Genomic DNA, 20,010 nt, shown 5'->3' on the forward strand with positions numbered 1-20,010 from the left:
CAACAGCTTTATCTTGGCAGTAGTGGTGTTTATTCTGGCTATTGTGTTGTTCATTTAAGCTCTGATCCTAAGGGGCTACTGAGGAAATAGGGTAATCAAGGCAGGCTGATGTAGGAGATCTTCAAAAACATCAGCCTCTTTTTAATTATCAGCTGGAAAAAAAGGTCGTTAAACTCTAGACTTATTCGTTATTTAGATTTATAATAAATGCAAGAGAAATTTTATACATAATAATATTACTAATTTAAGAAAGGTAAGGGGGAAAAAAAGTTGACCGAACTGATCTTATCCAGGCTGCAGTTTGCGGTGACAACATCCTATCACTTTTTATTTGTCCCGCTAACTCTAGGGCTATCAGTCCTCGTTGCCCTCATGGAAACTTGGTACGTCAAGACGGGGGATGAAACCTATAAGAAAATGGCCAAGTTCTGGGGCAAGCTCTTTCTCATTAACTTTGCAATGGGCGTCGTAACGGGGTTAGTCCAAGAATTCCAATTTGGGATGAATTGGTCTGAGTACTCCCGGTTCATGGGAGATATCTTTGGGGCACCATTGGCAATTGAAGCACTTTTAGCGTTTTTTATTGAATCAACGTTCTTAGGGGTTTGGATTTTTGGTTGGGATAAATTATCCAAGAAAGTCCACTGTATGAGCATTTGGCTTGTAGCCATTGCCAGCAATCTATCGGCTTTATGGATTTTAATCGCTAACTCCTTTATGCAAGAACCTGTGGGCTATGTGTTACGCAATGGCCGTGCGGAGATGGTTGATTTCCTGGCTGTAGTAACCAATAAACATGTCTTTTATCAATTTCCTCACACGGTACTTAGTGGATTTACCACGGGAGCGTTTTTCGTCTTAGGTATCAGCGCGTATCATATCTTAAAGAAAAAGCATGTCGATGTTTTCATGCAGTCAGCAAAATTTGCCCTGATTTTCGGAGTCATTAGTCTTTTCGGCGTCCTTGGTGTGGGTCACGCCCAAGGCATGCATTTGGTTGAAGCCCAACCGATGAAGATGGCTGCTGCTGAGGCTCATTGGGAAACAGAAAGTCCAGCCGGGTTTAATGTTTTTGCCATTGTTGACAAAGAAAATAATACAAATAGTTTTGAGATTAAAGTTCCTGGTGTATTGAGCTTTATGTCTTACGGCACGTTTGATGCCGAAGTCAAGGGGATCAATGATTTACAAAAAGAAGCCGTTCAACAGCATGGAGAGGGAAATTATATTCCGCCGGTTACATCTTTGTTCTGGTCCTTCCGGATTATGGTGGGTGTCGGTAGTTTATTAATCCTTGTCGTATTACTGGGGGCTTTCTTATATAAGACGAAGCGTTTTGAAAATACGACGTGGTTCTTAAAGCTTCTGCCCTGGATGATTCCGCTACCCTACATTGCTAACTTAACAGGATGGTTTCTGGCAGAACAAGGCCGCCAGCCATGGATTGTTTATGGTTTACAGAAGACGGCGGATGGACTTTCAACTTCTGTACCCGCCGCATATATTTGGACCAGCCTGATTGGCTTTACCCTGCTTTACGGTATTTTAGCCATTGTTGATGTGTACCTCATCCTGAAGTTCGTCAAGCGTGGGCCTGTTGAGGCTGAGGATGAAGATTCCTCGACTGATGTAGCGAAGGGGGCATCATTATGGACTTAAATATTCTGTGGTTTATCCTGATTTCAGTACTCTTCATTGGTTTCTTTTTCTTAGAAGGCTTTGACTATGGAGTGGGGATTCTTCTCCCCTTCATGGGCAAAAATGACACAGAGCGCCGCATCGTGATCAATACCATCGGGCCGGTTTGGGACGGCAATGAAGTATGGTTGATTACCGCAGGCGGTGCCATCTTTGCAGCGTTCCCTAACTGGTATGCCACCCTTTTCAGTGGCTTCTACCTAGCCCTTTTCTTCATTCTTGTGGCTTTGATCATTCGCGGCGTAGCCTTTGAATTTCGTAGCAGTGATCGCTCTCCACGCTGGCGCTCTGCTTGGGACTGGGGAATCTTCGTAGGTAGCCTTCTTAGCGCCATCCTCTGGGGTGTAGCAGTTACCAATATTTTACGGGGTGTGCCTATCAATGGGGAAATGCAGTATGTGGGAACCTTCTTTGACCTCTTATCACCCTACACACTCATTGGCGGAGTCACAACTCTCCTCTTATTTACTGTGCACGGTGCTCTCTATCTGACCCTGAAGACTGAAGGTGAAATGGTTCAACGGGCTTGGAGCATCGCTAAAACAGTAAGCGTCGGAGCACTTGTAGTTCTTGTACTTCTTGCCGCTATGACTTATTTCCAAACGGACCTTTTCGCAAGCACTTTGGCCGCTCTGGGAATTCTGGTTTGTGCCGTGGCCATGATTTTGACTGTTCTGTTCACTTATAAAAAAGCCGCTGGAAAGGCATTTATAGCCAGTAGCTTAACCATTACATTTTTAGTGCTCTCCGTGTTCTCAGGGCTTTTCCCACGGGTTATGGTATCAAGCTTGAATCCAGAATGGAGTCTGCATATTTATAATGCTTCTTCCAGCCCATACACCCTAAAGATCATGACTATAGTAGCCTTGACTTTGGTTCCGATTGTTTTAGCATATCAGATCTGGACCTACTGGGTATTCCGCAAGCGTATAACAGCAAAAGATATTCACTATTAAGAAATCGATAATAATTAATGAAAAATTGTCCATTATCATGTAAACTATAAGTACATGGGTACTTGGTATAAACATGGCGTGGATACGTAATTTAATTGATAGGGGGATGGGGCAAGTTATCTTGCCCCTTTTTTAAATTATGTTTGATAAGCGATTGATGCGGGAAGGTAAATATGTTAAAAAATATCTTTTGGGAACCGTAGCACTGGGTGTAGGAATCGCTTTACTTGCTATTGCTCAAGCTTATCTACTCTCACAGGTGATTGCTCAAGTCTTTCTGGAAGATGCTCCTTTTCTACAAACAAAAGGTTATCTTTTAGGTATTTTGGCTGTCATTGGAGTTAGGGCGCTTCTTCAGTATTTTAGTGAGGTAACTGCCCGTGAGACCGCTATCCGTGTGAAGGAAAGAGTAAGAGTCCGTTTTCTGCAAAAGATCCTCTCCTTGGGGCCGGTGTATGCCCGGGGTGAACGAGGGGGGGAACTGCTCAACACAGCCGTAGAGGGGATTGAGGCCTTGGATGACTATTTTGCTCGCTATATCCCCCAACTTATTTTGGCCGTATTAGTACCAATACTTACTTTAGTATTTATCTTCCCCAAGGATTTTCAATCCGCAACGATCTTAATCCTAACCGGACCCCTAATCCCCTTCTTCATGATATTGATTGGAAAACTTGCTGAGAAAAAGTCCCTGCAGCAATGGCAAAGTCTAAGCCGTATGAGCGCCCATTTTCTTGATATGCTCCAAGGTTTAACCACACTGAAACTATTCGGCCGGAGCAAGGACCAAGCGGTTGTGATTGGTCGAGTCAGTGAAACATTTCGAAAGAATACCATGGGCGTCATGAAAATAGCTTTTTTATCGGCTTTTGTCTTGGAGTTTATGGGCATGATTAGCACTGCTATTATCGCCGTAACCTTGGGTATTCGTTTGATTAATGGCACGGTTCCTTATTCTGAGGCACTCTTTATCCTGATATTAGCTCCGGAGTTCTATTTGCCCTTAAGAACCTTGGGCTTGCATTTTCACGCACGACTCTCAGGGGGCAATGCTGCTAATCGTATTTTTGAAGTTCTTGAGCTTGAAAGTCAATCAGAGTTCGAGCTGATCAAAGGAGCTAAGGAGCCCGTTTATTTGTTCGAAGGAAATAAAGAAGCACCATGGCTTACTTTTAAGCAAGTAGACCTGTGCTATGAAAAAGAGGGCGAAAGGGTTTTAAAGGATATAAATTTTATACTTCGCTTTGGTGAGCGCGTGGCTTTAATCGGACCCAGTGGCGCTGGAAAAAGCTCCATTCTTCAGATTCTGCTTCGCTTCGCAGAGCCTTCCCAAGGCGAGGTGCTGATTAATAATACTGTATTAAGCACGATCCCGCCGGCAACCTGGCGGAAAGTGATCTCGTATGTTCCCCAGAAGCCTTATCTCTTTGCAGGGTCGGTTATGGATAATATTCGATTTGGTAACCCTGAAGCATCTTTGGAGGATGTGGTAAAAGCTGCTCAGTTAGCTATGGCCCATGAATTCATCACCGAGCTTCCTCAAGGCTATGATACCCTTGTTGGCGAGGGAGGAGCTCGTTTAAGCGGAGGACAGGCCCAGCGCATAGCTATTGGCCGGGCCTTCCTTAAGGATTCCCCCCTGTTATTATTGGATGAAGTAACCAGCGGGTTGGATAATGAAAATGAAAAGGATCTACTGACAGCTTTAGAGGGCCTTTGTCAGGGGAGGACCGTAATTTTTACGACTCATCGAATGAAGACTACAATCCAGGCGGATCGGATCCTGGTACTTGATAAAGGGAGAATCATTGAGCAGGGTTCTCCCCAAGAGCTTCTAAATAATCAAGGATTATATGCCCGTTTCGTAAGCACCTATGGGAGGGAAGAGGGATGAAAAATCTAAGGTGGATAATCAAAGAAATACTTCCCTTCTGGCCAAGGGTATGCCTGACTTTGTTATTAAGTGCCTTAACTGTTACCAGCCATATTGGCTTAATGGCGACCTCTTCCTATTTGCTGGCTCGGGCAGCCTTACAGCCCCCGATTATGGATCTGATGATAACTATCGTAGGGGTTCGTTTCTTTGGAATTTCCCGAGCGGTTTTTCGCTATTGTGAACGTCTAGTTTCCCATGATGTTACCTTTCGGGTGTTAAGCCGTATTCGGATGATCGTTTATAAGGGCATTGAACCACTAGCCCCCGCCCAACTTAAGGATATGCACAGCGGGGATTTACTCAGCCGCATTGTGGGAGATGTGGAGGTGCAGCAAAACTTATTTTTGCGGGTACTGGCTCCTCCTCTCGTCGCCGTGCTGGTTTTGCTTGGCTATGGAGGTTTTCTCGCTCATTTTAATCAAGGTTTCACCACTATCTTGGCGGCTTTCTTTTTGGCAGCAGGTGTAGCTCTTCCTTTTCTTATCCGGGCCTTAGGGAATGGTATCGGTCAGATGAAAATCCAGGCCAAAGCCAAAATGCATACCTTTATTTTGGATAGTTTGCAGGGGATGCCGGAAATGCTGGCTTTTGGGCAGACCGGGGCTGTTTTTCAGCGGATTCAAGAAGCCCAGAGTGAACTCAGCCGGTCGGATCGAAGGATGGCTAGAGTGACAGGGATATCTAATGCCCTTATGGGGATGATTTCCCATTTAGGAATGCTGGCTGTTCTGGTTCTGGGGATTTTTCTCGTAAAGCAGGGGCAGATTGACGGGATTCTGTTGGGTATGTTGGCTTTGGGAGTACTGAGCAGTTTTGAGGCAGTGATTCCGCTGCCTGTCAGCCAGCATCATTTAGAGGAAAATGAGGCGGCGGGAAGACGCCTTAAGAATTTGATAGATGAAGGACAGAAGCTTCTGGAGAAGGATGAGCGTAAGGAAATCAGCACTGGCATCGGCGATGGATCGGAAGAAAGGTCAATCTTTCAAAATTGTGAACTTGAATTTGTTAACGTGAGTTTTCGATACGACCCAGATGGTCCCTGGGTATTAGATAATATTTCTGCTAAGATACCACGAGGCAGGCGGATTGGCATCGTGGGTCGAAGCGGAGCAGGAAAAAGCAGCCTTGTCAATCTCTTGGTTCGATTCTGGGAACCAAATACTGGGGAGATTCGCCTAGGCGGGGTAAATATAAAAGAGCTAAGGCCCCTGGATATTAGGGAAAAGATTGGCATAGTGGCTCAAAAATCGCATCTTTTCCATGCTACGGTAAAAGAAAATCTATTATTGGCTAAGCCGGAGGCTACTAATGAGGAGCTATACGAAGCAGCTCGGAGGGCAAAAATTCATGAATTTATTCTTTCCCTCCCTCAAGGGTATGATTCTCTAATCGGAGAAGGGGGGATGAAGCTCTCCGGTGGACAACAGCAGCGCCTTGCTATCGCACGTGTCCTATTAAAAGATGCACCTATCCTTATTCTAGATGAAGCAACCAATGGACTGGACCCAGTAACAGAAGGAGAGCTTAAAGAAGAATTATTGGCTTTGACAGAAGATAGGACACTGATTGTTATTACCCATCATCTTGGATTTGTGAAAGATCTGGACGAAATACTAGTGTTGGAAAAGGGAAGAATCATTGAATATGGGAAGCATGAGGATCTTATGAAGCGGAAAGGTTTGTACCGGCGTCTATGGGAAAATGGCAGCGAAATCTAGGATTTTGAAACACTTTGTTTATTGTTATAAATTAATTTTTGTACTAATATATGAATTGTAAACCGGAAGACTGCTTTGTCTGCTAGAAAATTGAAGGAGGAAAAAATGGAACACTCTTTAGGTACTTTATTGCCATTGTATTCAGTCATTCCTTTTGTAGGTATGTTGTTGTCCATTGCACTGGGGCCTGTTCTGTTTCCAAAATTTTGGCATCATCATTTTGGTAAGGTATCAGCTGCCTGGGCAGCACTGCTTGCTGTTCCACTGATCGTAGCTTATGGAAAACAAGGTGTTGATGAGCTGCTCCATTTACTCATCGCGGATTACATTCCCTTTATCGTTCTTATCGGGTCCTTATTTACAGTCGGTGGTGGAATCTTAGTTCGTACATCCTTAAAGGGGACAACTTGGGTCAATGCAGGTTTCCTGACGATCGGGGCTATTATCGCTTCATGGATGGGGACTACAGGAGCGGCTATGTTATTAATCCGCCCATTCCTGCGTGTGAATAAGGATCGTAAGTATAAGGCCTTTATGGTAGTATTCTTTATTTTTATGGTTGCCAATGTGGGAGGAGCATTGACCCCTTTAGGGGATCCGCCGCTTTTCCTGGGCTTTTTACACGGAGTGCCTTTCTTTTGGACCTTACGCCTTATTACCCCTATGGCTGTAGTGCTGGCCGGGCTTTTACTCATTTATATCGCTTTTGATAAGTACTTTCTGGCTAAGGAACAAAAAGAAGGCAATTTAGCCTTTGCTTCATCTTCTTGCAATGGGGTTGCAGCCAAAGATAACTCCAGTGGAGATTCAACGTTGGGAAAAAGATTGGAAGTTTTAGGCGTTCAAAACTTTATTCTGTTAGCCGCAATTATTGGTGTTATTCTATTTAGCGGTTATGTTAAGATGAGCGAAGTATCTATTCTGGGGGTTCATCTTGGCTGGCAGGATGTTATCCGTAATCTGGTACTTGTAGCTATTGTGGTTATCTCCATGAAAATCACACCCAAGGCAGTTCGTGAGGAAAACGAATACTCCTGGGGGCCAATTTTGGAGATCATTTATCTCTTCTTCGGAATCTTTGTCACCATGGCTCCTGCTTTAGCGATATTGAAGGCTGGTGAGTCCGGAGCTTTGTCTTTTATTACTGCAGCAGTCAAAGAGCCGGTTCAATACTTCTGGATTACCGGAGCATTGTCCAGCTTCCTTGACAATGCCCCAACGTACCTAACCTTCTTTAGTACTGCTTTAGGTCAATTCTATCCAGGTATGGCTGAAGCCCCTGCAGTGGCTCAGTTCTTAGTCGACCAGCCCTTATACCTTCTGGCAATTTCTGCTGGATCGGTGTTCTTTGGAGCGGTTACCTATATCGGCAATGCCCCTAACTTTATGGTTCGCTCCATTGCTGAAGAATCCGGAGTAAAAATGCCTAGCTTTTTCGGCTATATGGCGTATAGCTTCTGCATTCTCCTTCCCCTCTTTGGGATAGTAACCTGGCTTTTCTTTCTCTAAGATTTTGAGGGGCGGTGCCTCATGGTATTTAATATACTAATGACATGAAATAGAAACTCCCGATGGAAATAGTCTATGTGAACATCACGAGACCATCTCCACGGGAGTTTTAATGTATTATATTAAGTATTGTAATTCTGAAAAAACGTAATTTTTTTCAGAATTACAATAAACCCTGAAGATTGGAGAAAGCAACAGGCTCTTCTTCCGTTATGCCATGAATTAGCCATACCCCATCCTCTTTTTTTAACTCTAAAACTGCACTATAGCGATTTAAGGTTTCAACATCATGGGTCAAAACCTTTGCTTTAAATTGCATTTTAATTATGCTTGTATCTGGAGCAGTTTTCTCCAGAGCCAGGACAAGTGCGCTTTCTACTGAAGACTTGGCATTAATGGCTTTGGCTGCAATGTAGCTTTTCTCGAGAGAACTGCTATAGGCTTCCTGATAATCCTGTGTCAAAAGGGGGAGGAGTTTTAGACCCTCTTCCAAATAATTATCCAAAGAATAAGTATAATAGCTTTTTGTAAAATCAAGTGCCAAAGTCTCCATCTCTTTACGCTCAGCCGGAGTAAGGGGGTCGATGAATGGTGAGGCTAGAGCAGGTTGGTTGGGGGTATTCAAAGTAGAGTCTGCCGAAAAGCCAGGAATCCAATGGCCAAGAAGAAATAGGGTGGCTAAGAGAACTGAAAAGACCCAAACACTGCGTTTCATTTTCTTCTCACTCCTGTTATTTTAGTCCTTATCTAGATATTCTGCGAAAAATCCAAAACACCTTCTGATTATTGTAAATGTTTAGAAAAATGTATCATATTGAAAATAGTGGTAAAAGAAAAATGATTAATAATTATGATTTTATTTTATAATTATTTTTTAACGTCATATTGGAACAAGATTTTTCGTCTATTATGGTAACAGAGGTTGAAAAAGACAAGGTAAGAAAGGAATGGAAAAATGAATAAGAAAGTACGTAAATTAGCAATTCCTATGGCTGTGGCCTTATTAATGCAAGGTGCATTACCTGCCTCCGTTATGGCGGCATCTGAGGTGAGTGTAAGCCCCATAAGTGCGGTTGAAAAGATCGCCGTTCCGGCACAGGTTAAAGTGAGTTTAGAGGATGCAATTAAACTCGTTAAAAAGAACTTTACCGTTCCTGAGGGATATACTGAATTTACTTCGGGCTATAATAGTTATAATGAAAGACAGACCTGGTCCTTAAATTGGAATTCAAAGAAGGATGCCGGCGGTAGTTTTAATGCTCAAGTAGATGTAAGTACCGGCGAAGTTATCTATATGAATTGCTGGAATCCCATAAGTCCATCCTCCCAGACCAGTGTTCCCAAATACTCCTATGAAGAGGCTAAAGATATCGCTCAAGGCCTAGTGAACAAGATCCTAGGAGATCGACTCAATCAATTACAGTTAGTGTCGGAAAACACGCAAATCACACCCGTGATAGACAATGGGTATACGACCTATTCCGTGCAATGGAAGAGGGTAGCCAATGGAGTTGCTTTCCCAAGCAATGGAGTATCCATTCAAGTGAATGCTTATGATGGCACGATTACAGGGTATTCTCTCACATGGAGCAAAGAAAGTATTCCTGATCTCAATGGTGTTATCAGTGCAGCTAAGGCTCGTGAAGTATTTGCCAAAAATAATCTTCTCCAGCTGCAATATTTCCTTAACTCAGGTGTTAGACCTCTGGATAGTCAGGCAAAAGATGCCAAGAAAGACGCTCTCTTAGTTTACAAACTAGGCAATCAATCTTTCAGCGGTATGATTGATGCTAAAACGGGAGAACCCCTAAAGCTTAATTCCGGAGAATGGCTTTATAGCGATACTGCTTTAGACGCAATCGGTGGTATGGGTGGAATGGCGAAGTCCTCAGAAAATGCTTTAGCACCTGCCGAGCAAAAAGAAGTGGACGATACATCTAAACTGCTTACTCAGGAAAAAGCAATTGAAAACGTCAAGAAATGGGTGGAAATACCGGATAAACTTACCCTGCGCAGCGCCAATCTTGGCTTTGAAGGGGGCTTAAGCCAGAAACGTGTATGGTCCTTTGATTGGAGTACAGAGGAAAGCGTGGATGGATATAACTATGCCTATGCCCGTGTGGATGCGGCTACAGGTGAAGTCATTGGGTTTAATACCTATTCTTCCACCCCACAGTCCAAAAGCCCGGATGCCATCGATCGGGCTGCAGCAAAAGCAATTGCCGATGCTTTCATCAAGAAAATTCAGCCTAATCGCGTTCAACAGGTTGAGTATTTAGAGGTTCTGGACAATGGTCAAAAGTATCCTGAAGATCAGCCCAACCACGATTTCCGCTATGAGCGAATCGTCAATGGAGTACCTGTGCCCGACAATGGTTTCTCTATCTCCGTAGAGCGCAATACCCAGAAAATTGTCAGCTATAGCATGGATTTCTCTGATGTGAATTTCCCTAGTGTCTCCCAGGCTATGAACCAAAAACAGGGTGAGGATACCTTCTTAAATAAGAGACCCCTGGAACTCAAATATGTTCAAATCTACAAGAACGGCCAGTTATCAGATATCCGCTTAGTGTATCAGCCTAAAATGGACAACAGTTTTGCAGTTTCTAACATTATGGATGCCAAAACCGGCGAATTTCTTGATTGGCAAGGTAAACCCATTACCGAGCAGCCACGACCCTATAATTTCGGTGATATCTCGGGCAGCTTTGCTGAAGAAGAAATAAGACTCCTCGGTCAAGCCGGTGCATTTGGTGAGTATGGTGATGAATTCAGACCAAATGAGCAGGTTACCGTAAAATCGTTGCTAAAATCAATGCTGATTGCCAAAAACGGCGTTTGGTCCTATCAAGGATTAAGCGATGAAGAGCTCTTAAAGCAAGTCAAGGAACTGGGTTGGGTAAAAGAGAACCTGTCTCTTAATGATCAAGTCAGCCGCGAGTTCCAAGCCAAATTAGCCATTCGGATGTTGCAATTGGAGAAAATTGCTCAGATTGAGGAGCTTTTCCAAGTTCCTTATGAGGATGCCGATACTTTTAGTGATGGAAGTCTTGGTTATATTTCTTTGGCCAAGGGGTTAGGGATCATGAACATCGAGGGTAATAAATTTGAGTCTACCAAGAAAATGACTCGTGCTGAAGCCGCTTATGCTTTAGTAAAAGCATTACAGTCGAATCGTTAATTAAAGAGACTCATTCAAACTGCAATATAAAGCATAGTGGTACAAAGAACAGGATAGATAAACCAGGGTTTAGGATATAAGGAAAGACTGTAAAAGGTATGGATTGCCTTTTACAGTCTTTTTTAGATTAGGGGGAGATCTAGTCTTAAATGATGGAATAAAAAGGAGTGCTCAAATGGGTTGCTATTAGTGCTCTTTCTGAATATGCTGTGTCAGAAAAAACTATGCCTCTGGGGCATTTATGGAAAGGAGTTGCCTCTATGAGTACCCTGCCAATGACTGGTGATTTCATTCGGGAATCCTTGGAACTGCACCTCTTTTGGGCTAGGATTATAAAAGAGCATCTTATCTTTTTGGAAAGCGGCTTTATGTGTAAAGATGTAGATTGGATTCAGGAAGCAGATGCTCTTAAGTGCCAGTTTGAAGAAATCTTGCATGAAGCCAATTGTCTAGCCGATGGAAAAGTGGGCATTGAAGTCATGAAGTCAGGAGAGTTGTTTACCAATAAAACCTTAAAGGCGGAGCAAAAGACCCAAGAACTTACCTGTATTCCAATAAACTCTCAGTTGACCGTGGAAACCATGGGCTTACACCCTTATATGGGCGTGGGGATGGGCATGGTTCCCTGTGAGCCGGAAATAGCGGAGCAAGTCCATGCACTGAACGAAAAAGCCCTGGCTTGTGCTTGCCTTGTCTACGAGTTTACTGAGCGGGCTTTGCATGAAATTCTTCGGTGTTGCATCACCAGTCATAACTTCCCAGCCCTCTATGAACATCAAATGAAAGAAACAGAAATGTATATGAGGCAGATTAAGAAACTGCAAAGCCATCAGTATATGGACCCCACGTATCACATGGTGGAAATGCAAATGTTCTGGGACCATATTATGAAGGAGCATGCCGAAGTTATCAGCCATTTGCTGGATCCTACAGAAAAGGCTATGATTAGCCGAGCCGACCATTTTGCTCAAGCTTATGAACAGCTCTTAAGTCAGTTGGGAAATGGGTCGGTGCCTGCGCAGAACCTTAGACGGATTACCAATGAAACCATCCGGGTAACCGAAGAGTTTAAGGAATACAAGGCAGCAGGAACGGACGCTATCCTATGCTGTCGCTTGAGATCTTTGATTCTTCCTTTGCTGGCCGATCACATCTTAAGAGAGGCTATTCATTATCTGCGCATCCTCGGCTTACCATTACCGGAATTCAAGGGTGGAAAGGGATAAAAAGATATAGTTAAGTACAAAAAACTCTGGGAGCATTGCGGAAAGCCCAAAGGGGGTGCGATGCTCCTTTTGGTTTTCTCTGAGCAGGATAAGCTGGTATACTATAGAGAAGCATTAAGAAATAATGAGATTATGAAAGCAAATATAGATTTACAAAAGGAGAAATTGCAATGAGTAAAGATAATCTTAAAATTGGCTTTGTGGGAACTGGAGTCATGGGACGCAGTATGGTCAAAAACCTCTTGAAGGCTGGGTATTTTGTATCGGTCACTAACCGGACTAAAGCCAGTGCTGAGGAACTTTTTCCCCTAGGTGCACGGTGGGTGGATTCAGTAGCCGAACTTGCTGGGTTATCCGATGTGGTCATCACCATTGTCGGCTATCCTAAGGATGTGGAAGAAGTTTACTTGAGTGAAGAGGGGCTAATCTCTAATGCTAAGTCTGGGAGCGTTCTTATTGATATGACGACTTCCAGCCCTTTTCTAGCTAAAAGGATCGCTCTCGAAGGAAAAAGCAAGGGTATTGATATTTTGGATGCTCCGGTATCCGGCGGGGATGTGGGGGCGAAAAACGGTACCCTTGTCATAATGGTTGGCGGTGAAGAAGAGGTATTTAATAAGGTTAAGCCCATCTTTGAAGCCATGGGTAAAAATATAATCCTGCATGGACCGGCCGGGGCAGGACAATATACAAAAATGTCTAACCAAATCACCATTGCTGCGGGGATGGTTGGAGTTTGTGAAGCTATAGCTTATGCTCAAAAGGCCGGTTTAGATCCCAACCGGGTCCTCGACAGTATCGGGGGAGGAGCAGCGGGCAGCTGGTCCTTGAGCAACCTTGGGCCAAGGATGATTGCCGGACATTTTGAACCGGGTTTTTATGTAAAACATTTTATCAAAGATATGAACATTGCCTTAGAATCAGCCAAGGAAATGGGGTTGATGACTCCTGGTCTTGAGCTGGCGAAATCACTTTATGAACAATTAGCTGATGATGGAGAGGAAAACAGCGGTACACATGCTTTATATAAACTATATATGAAATAAGAATTATTGGGGGTTAAGATTTTTGGGGCTATTTTCGGAAAATAAGCAGAAGTCCAAGAACGATGAGAATCAGTGGGACAAGTATGCCAAAATTAATCGCGGCGGATATGGCTTTAAAAATATAGGCTAGATAAGATAATAATGCAATACCGCTAAGAACTCCTACAGGAACGAGAAGCCCTCTTCGGCGGTCTGAGGCTAAATAAAGCTGAAAAAGACCAAAGGCTACCGCCAGGAGGTAGATAGGCCAAGTATACTCAGAAAAGCGCCAGTCAGTTAGCATCTCAAACTCGAAGAGAAAACCAAGGACGAGGAGGATTCCACCAGGAACCAGAAGTCCGGGATTTTTCTTATCCGATAAGTATAACCATTCAAAGACTGCACCTAAGGCAATAATCAACAATGGCCAATGAATGGCGATATTTCCGAATCGAAACCCAAAGAGATTAGAACATAACAAAATTGTACCTAATCCAATAAGGAGTATTCCTAAAATCCCTTTATTTTTTTCCATGTGTAAATCCTCCTCAGCGTATTTTAATTCCTTGAATTAATGAGTATGTACACGGGGTCCTTGATGAAACCTTTTGAGAATCTTGTACGTATTAAAAAGTGAAAGAGCCAGTGAATACTATGGGTAAACTTTTAAAGACCCTATCTTTATTATACAAAGAATTAATCGTATTTTGGAGATAGTGCAGGGAGGAAATTTAAGCATGACAAATCGTTTGTATCGTTCTTCAAAGGAAAAAATGATTGGCGGAGTATGTGGTGGAATGGCCAAGTATTTCGATGTAGATGTCACCTTGGTCCGCTTAGTTGCTCTTGTCACGTTATTCATGGGAGGGTCCGGCATACTTCTTTATATTGCAGCCTTGCTTATTATCCCCAGTGACCAACGGGATCCCTCTATCTCTTTTGGAGGACAAGGAGAACATGTGCAAGATATCGTGGATGAAGTCGTCCAAAATGTCAAGGATACTGCCCGAGAATTCGGAGTGGATTCCTTTGCCGGTTCCACATCCTATTCGAGTTCGACCTATAGTTCAGATACAAGACACTCTCAGCGCGGCAGAACTGCCGGGTTAATCTTGATTATTCTCGGTGTCTTTTTTCTAGCCAATCAATGGTTACCTCTATGGGATACTATAAGTAAAATGTGGCCCCTGGTTTTAATTATTATCGGAGCCGCATTGATTTGGAGAAGATCTTAAAAGCCGATTCGTGTTAAAATCAGTCCGCCTAATTTTTTAGCTAACGGTAGGCCTACCCTTTTTGCCAAAGGGAAGCCTACTCTTTTTATTAAGGGTAGAGCAACTTTTTCGGCAAGGGGAGGGCCCAAACGTTCAGCGAGCTGAGGAGCGATGTTTCGTGCTAATGGTGCCCCAAACTCCCGGGCTAAAGCAGGGCCAAAGTTTTGTATAAGATTAACACCCTGCTTTTGCAGAAGAGATTTAAGTTCAGAGTTAACATTCCCGGAAGCCGGCGCAACAAATTTTGGTGTTGAATTTGGGTTGCTGGTAGATTTTGCAGCTGGTTTCAAGTTGGTTTGAACGGGTTTTGGATTACTTTGGGAAGCAGGGTTTGTGGGAGTTTGAGCAGATGGTTGAAGTGGGGTTTGTGGATGAGGACTCTTTTCTATCGTTTTTAACGGGGGTTGTGGCATGGGAGCATTAGTAACTGGAGTTGATGACTGAGAAGATACAGGAGATAAAGATGGAGGAGTAGAAGAGAGCAAAGAGGGCGTAGAAGGTGTAGAGGGTGTAGAGGGTGTAGAGGATCCTTTGGGGAGATTATTTATATTATTTTGAAAGGATCGAGAATTGGCTTGAGGGGTGCCTGAAGGATTAACTTGAGGTTTTGTTGGCGAGAAAAGGTGCATTTCATTCCCTCCTTATGGATAAACACAGATATATAATTACCTAGTACCCAATGTTCTATTCCAGGATATTCCAGTAATCTTACATAAGTTACCAATCGACTTGTACTATTTTAGCATTTGCACCAAGGCATAGAGTCATACCTTGTACAGAGATGCCTCTATACGATGTTTGAGATAAAATTGGTTTAAATATATCAAAAGAGCTTCCAGTAACATCCTAATGACTTATATCATCTGTTGATATAACATTGGTATTGCGGTAAGTGATTACAATGGGCATTGCAATGTATATATAGTTATATATAGTTTTGAAACTAATAATATATACATGCAGTTGCTGAGTAATATCATGCCGGCACGAGAAATCAACATTACATTATAGGGGGCAATTATTCGAATGAAGAAAACAAGAGCTCGTGTACTATCCAGTGTTATTGTTGCAACTATGGTTCTTGGCACAGCTTTTCCGGCTGCCGTATTAGCAGGTACTCAAGTATCTTCTGACAGTAAAACATCATTGAATCGTCTGTACGGTGAAGATCGTTTTGAAACTGCTGCCAAAGTTGCAACGGAAGGCTGGGAAACCTCTAAAGTGGCAATTCTTGCTTCAGGTAAAAGCGAAAACTTAGTGGATGCTTTAACTGCAGCACCTTTTGCCAATTCTGTAGATGCACCGATTCTTTTGACTCATGGTACTGACATTCCGGAAGCAACCATCGAAGCACTTAAAACCTTAAAAGTTGAAGAAGTTTACACTGTAAGCGGTGCTATTAAAAGAGAAGCCTTGGAAAAGGCTTTTAAAGAGAACAAATTAGAAATTGAGATTAAAGAAGAATTAGGTGGTAAAGATCGCTTCGAGACTGCTAAAAATATCGCCAGTCAACTCGAAGGTGTAGAAGGGATCATGGTAACTACAGCTTATAAATATGCTGATGCCCTTTCTGTAGCGTCTATTGCTGCTGCTAAGAATATGCCCATCCTCTTAGCAGATCAAAATGGGTTGCCTGAAGTCGAAGCAGAATACCTTGATGAAATCAAGGACCAAGTGAAAGAAACCTATGTACTTGGTGGGGAAATAACTGTCAATAAAAAAGTATATGAAGAACTGCCTGGAACCGATGGTGAAAGTAAATTTCGTATTTTCGGTGATGACCGTTTCGATACCAACTTAGAAGTATTAAAAACCTTCACTGATTTAGAGTATAACAAGGTTTACGCAGGCAATGGTTATGATGACCATCTCGTGGACGCTTTAGTTGTATCGGCTCTTGCCGCAAAAACCAATTCTCCTATTGTTTTAACAGATAAAGAGCTGAGCAAAAAAACAGAAGATTTCTTGCTTCCAAAATTGGGAGAAAAGAGCATCGTGGCTGTGGGTGGACCCACCGTCGTAACGGACAAAGTTCTCACCTTTAACCATGTTCGTCCGCAAGATTTCGCTGTTATGCAGTTATCTGGTGTTAACGGTTACAATGTAGGACTCCAAATCGTTGATGGAAACGCAAGAGATTTGGCAAGCGTTGAAGTCACCCTTTACAAAGGAGAAACCGTTCTTTCCAAAAACACCAGCATGGATAAACTCTTTAATTCTTACCCCACAGCAACTCAACTTTCCTCTCCTTTCAACATTGACGGAAACTTCTCTGCAGACGGTTTTTGGTCTTATGGTAAATGGAACGGAAGTGTTCTTGATGTTCCTACCAAAGCAGTCATCAAAGTGACCTATTTGGATGGCCGTGTCTATGAAGTCGTCAATACAAACCTTGCCGGTAATCCGGAAGAGCTTAACAAAGAAGCGCTTAATCACATCAAAGCTGAAGACTTTAGTGTAATGCAAGTATCTGGAGTTAACGGTTATAATGTTGGATTTTCTTTAGTAGACAAGCTTCCTGTAGATTTACAGAGCATTGAAGTGAGCTTGGTTAAAGTAGAAACCATTAAAGATGAAGCTTCCGAAGAAGAGCAAATAGAAGAGACGATCCTGGCAACCAATAAGGCAACCCGTGCTAATAATGCCAAGCTCTTCGAATCAACCGACAAGCAGCTTTCGTCTCCTTTCAATATCAATGGAACCTTTGAAAACGATGGCTACTGGACCTATGGTGATTTTAACGGAACAGTTGATGATGTTCCTACTAAAGCTATTATCGCCATCCAATACCAAGACGGACGTAAATTTGCCGTTCAAAACACTGAGTTAACCGGGGATACAAAACTTCTTGCCGCACCTGCCATCGTTTCCGGATTAGCTGAAGAATTAACGGTGGGCGAAACGGTTGATTTTGAAGTGACCACGGCTCCGAACAGCTTTGTTGCTGAGCCTGCAGCAGCCACCACCAAAGTTCGTGTAAAAATCACTTTAACCCAAGGGGATAAAGAGAAAATGGTCCTTCAATACCTTGAAAACGACGGAACCTATAAAGCACTTCCTTTGGATGCAGAGAACAGCGCCTTTTATGGTCCTGAATCAGGATTTCCCTTCATGAATGCTGCAAGCCAATTCAAAGTAGCTTTTAGTGAAGTGGGAACCTATAAGTACACCTTAGAAGTCATGACCGTTGCTGCAGAGGGTCAAGAAAGTAAAGTCCTTGCTTCCACCATGGGTGAAGTGGTCGTCACTAAAGCACCCGCAGAAGGCAACGAGTAAGACTTAAATTGAAAAATTAAAAGGAGGGAATTACCCCTCCTCTTCTCTCTAACCCATTGTATAGAAAGAAACTCTTATAACACAGGCCACGACTGAAAATCGTGGCCTGTGTTTCCTGTTTTACTCGGCTAAAGCGATGGCTTCAATCTCAACGATGGCATCCTTGGGAAGCCTGGCGACTTGTATTGCTGAACGAGCAGGTGGATTTGTTGTAAAGAAGGTTCCGTACACCTCATTCATGGCGGCAAAATCGTTCATATCTCTCAGAAAGACTCCGACTTTGACGACTTTATCCATGGAAGTTCCGGCACTTTCTAAAATGTTCTTTACATTTTCCAAGGATTGTTGGGTCGCTTTACGGATATCATTTTCTAATTCACCGGTGGCGGGATTGATAGGTAATTGCCCCGAAGTAAATACCAAATTTCCTGCTTTGATTCCTTGAGAATAAGGACCGATGGCTGCAGGAGCCTTGTCGGTATGTAAAACATTAATGGACATAAAGCAACCTCCTGTTCAAATGTTCATCGAAGCGAATTCTAAGTAAACTAATCGGATTATGGTTTTATTATAACACTGATCGGGTGTAAACGTCTTCTGTTTTGCTTATCAATATGTGAATACCTCTATAAAAATAGAATTATATTTTTAGTACTATTCGATTAAATATCTTCATCAAGATGACATGAATTATCATGCATCACTGGCTTGTCAATGAAAACGAGGGAAGCCCGGAGCCCTATTTGCAATGGGGTTCCGGGCTTCCAATACTACGAAGTTTAATTTATGATTGAACTTTGTTGAAGCTTCCGCCCAGTAATATTACTCGATGGGTGCCAGTGATGCTTGGAAATGGCGGAGAATGGGGGGTTCCCAAGTGATTTTATATCCGCGCTTAATAGTGTGAGCCCGTTCTTTAATTGCTATCAAGGCATCAGCCATAATGTCAAGATGGGCTTGGGTGTAAACGCGGCGTGGAATGGCAAGGCGACTGAATTCAAAGTCGGCCTTTAATTGTTCTCCGGTATCCGGGTCGTTGCCCAGCATATAGGAACCAATATCACAAGTCCGAATGCCGGCTTCTTTATAAAGCTCCACGCAAAGAACCTGACCAGGATACTCATTGTAAGGAATATGGGGGAACATCGCAGCAGCATCAACAAATACGCCGTGGCCGCCGACAGGGGACTGATAGGCAATACCTGCATCATCTAAGCGAGCTGCCAGGTATTCCATTTGACCAATCCGGTAACGGAGATAGTTTTCATCGATTCCTTCGTAGAGACCGATTGCCAATGCTTCCATATCACGACCGGCAAGACCGCCATAAGTGAAGAAGCCTTCATAACTAATGCAATTAGCTTTGATTTTTAAAACTAGCGGCGAATCGGCATCTTTAACACCAAGAAGACCGCCCATATTGACGATAGTGTCTTTCTTAGCCGACATAGTGAATAGATCGCCATAGCTGAACATTTCGCGAACAATATCTTTAATGGATACATCCTTGTATTCTGGCTCATCTCGTTTAATGAAGTGAGCATTTTCCGCATAGCGAGCTGCGTCGATGCACATAGGAATACCATATTTTTTAGCTAAAACAGAAACTTCACGAAGATTTTTCATGGAAACTGGTTGTCCACCAGCAGAGTTGTTGGTGATGGTCATGACAACCAAACCAATGTTTTCCGGACCCTTTTCTTTGATGACTTCTTCCATCTTAGCAATGTCCATATTCCCTTTAAATGGAGCGCGTTTTGATGGATCTTTTGCTTCCGCCACTACGCAGTCAATGGGTCTGGCACCAGACAAGATGACATGAGCGCGAGTGGTATCAAAAAACATGTTGGAAATTGCAAATTTGCCTTCGCTGAGCAATAAGGGGAATACAACTTTCTCTGCCGCACGACCTTGGTGAACAGGTTGGATAAAGCCAAAGCCAAAAATATCCTTGCCCGCTTCCATGAGTTTAAAGTAGCTGGAAGCCCCTGCATAGGCCTCGTCACCTCTCATCACACCAGCCCACTGCTCCTGGCTCATGGCATTGGTTCCGGAGTCAGTCAGCAAATCGATGTAGCAATCCTCGCCTTTTAGGTTGAAAAGATTGTACTTAGCCTCGGCGATTTTTACCTCTCTTTCTTCGTGGGTAAGCATCCGCAAGGGTTCTACCACCTTGATGCGAAAGGGTTCGGGTACATACTTGATAGCCAT

15 protein-coding genes are annotated in these 20,010 nt (G+C 43.1%); 10 read left to right on the forward strand and 5 right to left on the reverse strand.

The annotated features are described in order from the left end of the window. Window positions 1-270 precede the first annotated feature (270 nt). The 5 genes from DESDE_RS06060 (at window position 271) to DESDE_RS06080 (ending at window position 7,817) form a co-directional block, all read left to right on the forward strand. On the forward strand, window positions 271-1,659 hold the full coding sequence (locus DESDE_RS06060; protein WP_014793163.1) for a cytochrome ubiquinol oxidase subunit I: 1,389 nt from the start codon (window positions 271-273) through the stop codon (window positions 1,657-1,659). After that, on the forward strand, window positions 1,650-2,654 hold the full coding sequence (gene cydB, locus DESDE_RS06065) for a cytochrome d ubiquinol oxidase subunit II (RefSeq protein WP_014793164.1): 1,005 nt from the start codon (window positions 1,650-1,652) through the stop codon (window positions 2,652-2,654). Before DESDE_RS06060 ends, cydB begins: the two co-directional genes overlap by 10 nt. Window positions 2,655-2,793: 139 nt before the next feature. After that, complete coding sequence (gene cydD / locus DESDE_RS06070; protein ID WP_014793165.1) at window positions 2,794-4,548, forward strand: thiol reductant ABC exporter subunit CydD; 1,755 nt, start codon at window positions 2,794-2,796, stop codon at window positions 4,546-4,548. Continuing rightward, on the forward strand, window positions 4,545-6,308 hold the full coding sequence (cydC, locus tag DESDE_RS06075) for a thiol reductant ABC exporter subunit CydC (RefSeq protein WP_014793166.1): 1,764 nt from the start codon (window positions 4,545-4,547) through the stop codon (window positions 6,306-6,308). Before cydD ends, cydC begins: the two co-directional genes overlap by 4 nt. A gap of 105 nt (window positions 6,309-6,413) precedes the next feature. Then, the gene (locus DESDE_RS06080) at window positions 6,414-7,817 is read left to right on the forward strand and encodes a sodium:proton antiporter (RefSeq protein WP_014793167.1); all 1,404 of its coding nucleotides are present in this window, start codon (window positions 6,414-6,416) and stop codon (window positions 7,815-7,817) included. A 163-nt stretch (window positions 7,818-7,980) separates the two neighbouring features. Here DESDE_RS06080 and DESDE_RS06085 read toward each other — a convergent pair whose 3' ends face one another. After that, a complete protein-coding gene (locus DESDE_RS06085; protein ID WP_014793168.1) occupies window positions 7,981-8,532 on the reverse strand; it encodes a hypothetical protein in 552 nt (183 codons plus the stop codon). 240 nt (window positions 8,533-8,772) lie between these two features. Between DESDE_RS06085 and DESDE_RS06090 the strand changes: the two genes are divergently transcribed. From DESDE_RS06090 to DESDE_RS06100, 3 genes are all read left to right on the forward strand, one after another. Beyond that, window positions 8,773-10,998 carry a YcdB/YcdC domain-containing protein gene (locus DESDE_RS06090; RefSeq protein ID WP_014793169.1) on the forward strand — a complete coding sequence of 742 codons (2,226 nt, stop codon included), beginning with the start codon at window positions 8,773-8,775 and terminating at the stop codon, window positions 10,996-10,998. Between the two features lie 260 nt (window positions 10,999-11,258). Next, window positions 11,259-12,224 carry a DUF2935 domain-containing protein gene (locus DESDE_RS06095; protein ID WP_019849781.1) on the forward strand — a complete coding sequence of 322 codons (966 nt, stop codon included), beginning with the start codon at window positions 11,259-11,261 and terminating at the stop codon, window positions 12,222-12,224. A gap of 170 nt (window positions 12,225-12,394) precedes the next feature. Further along, the gene (locus tag DESDE_RS06100) at window positions 12,395-13,270 is read left to right on the forward strand and encodes an NAD(P)-dependent oxidoreductase (protein ID WP_014793172.1); all 876 of its coding nucleotides are present in this window, start codon (window positions 12,395-12,397) and stop codon (window positions 13,268-13,270) included. Window positions 13,271-13,298: 28 nt separating this feature from the next. Here DESDE_RS06100 and DESDE_RS06105 read toward each other — a convergent pair whose 3' ends face one another. Then, complete coding sequence (locus DESDE_RS06105) at window positions 13,299-13,784, reverse strand: hypothetical protein (RefSeq protein WP_014793173.1); 486 nt, start codon at window positions 13,782-13,784, stop codon at window positions 13,299-13,301. A 202-nt stretch (window positions 13,785-13,986) separates the two neighbouring features. On the opposite strand from DESDE_RS06105, the gene DESDE_RS06110 reads away from it, so the two are divergent. Next, on the forward strand, window positions 13,987-14,484 hold the full coding sequence (locus tag DESDE_RS06110) for a PspC domain-containing protein (RefSeq protein WP_014793174.1): 498 nt from the start codon (window positions 13,987-13,989) through the stop codon (window positions 14,482-14,484). On the opposite strand, the gene DESDE_RS22420 is transcribed toward DESDE_RS06110, so the two are convergent. Beyond that, window positions 14,481-14,813: a hypothetical protein gene (locus DESDE_RS22420; RefSeq protein ID WP_242831345.1), complete on the reverse strand. Its 333-nt coding sequence runs from the start codon at window positions 14,811-14,813 to the stop codon at window positions 14,481-14,483. The genes DESDE_RS06110 and DESDE_RS22420 overlap by 4 nt on opposite strands. A gap of 736 nt (window positions 14,814-15,549) precedes the next feature. Here DESDE_RS22420 and DESDE_RS06120 point away from each other — a divergent pair. Continuing rightward, window positions 15,550-17,799 (forward strand): cell wall-binding repeat-containing protein, encoded by a 2,250-nt coding sequence (locus tag DESDE_RS06120; protein ID WP_014793176.1) that lies wholly within the window; start codon window positions 15,550-15,552, stop codon window positions 17,797-17,799. A gap of 120 nt (window positions 17,800-17,919) precedes the next feature. Here DESDE_RS06120 and DESDE_RS06125 read toward each other — a convergent pair whose 3' ends face one another. Next, complete coding sequence (locus DESDE_RS06125) at window positions 17,920-18,300, reverse strand: RidA family protein (protein ID WP_014793177.1); 381 nt, start codon at window positions 18,298-18,300, stop codon at window positions 17,920-17,922. Window positions 18,301-18,621: 321 nt separating this feature from the next. Beyond that, the gene (locus DESDE_RS06130) at window positions 18,622-20,010 is read right to left on the reverse strand and encodes a tryptophanase (RefSeq protein ID WP_014793178.1); all 1,389 of its coding nucleotides are present in this window, start codon (window positions 20,008-20,010) and stop codon (window positions 18,622-18,624) included.

The sequence above is a fragment of the Desulfitobacterium dehalogenans ATCC 51507 genome (assembly GCF_000243155.2).
Taxonomy (GTDB): domain Bacteria; phylum Bacillota; class Desulfitobacteriia; order Desulfitobacteriales; family Desulfitobacteriaceae; genus Desulfitobacterium; species Desulfitobacterium dehalogenans.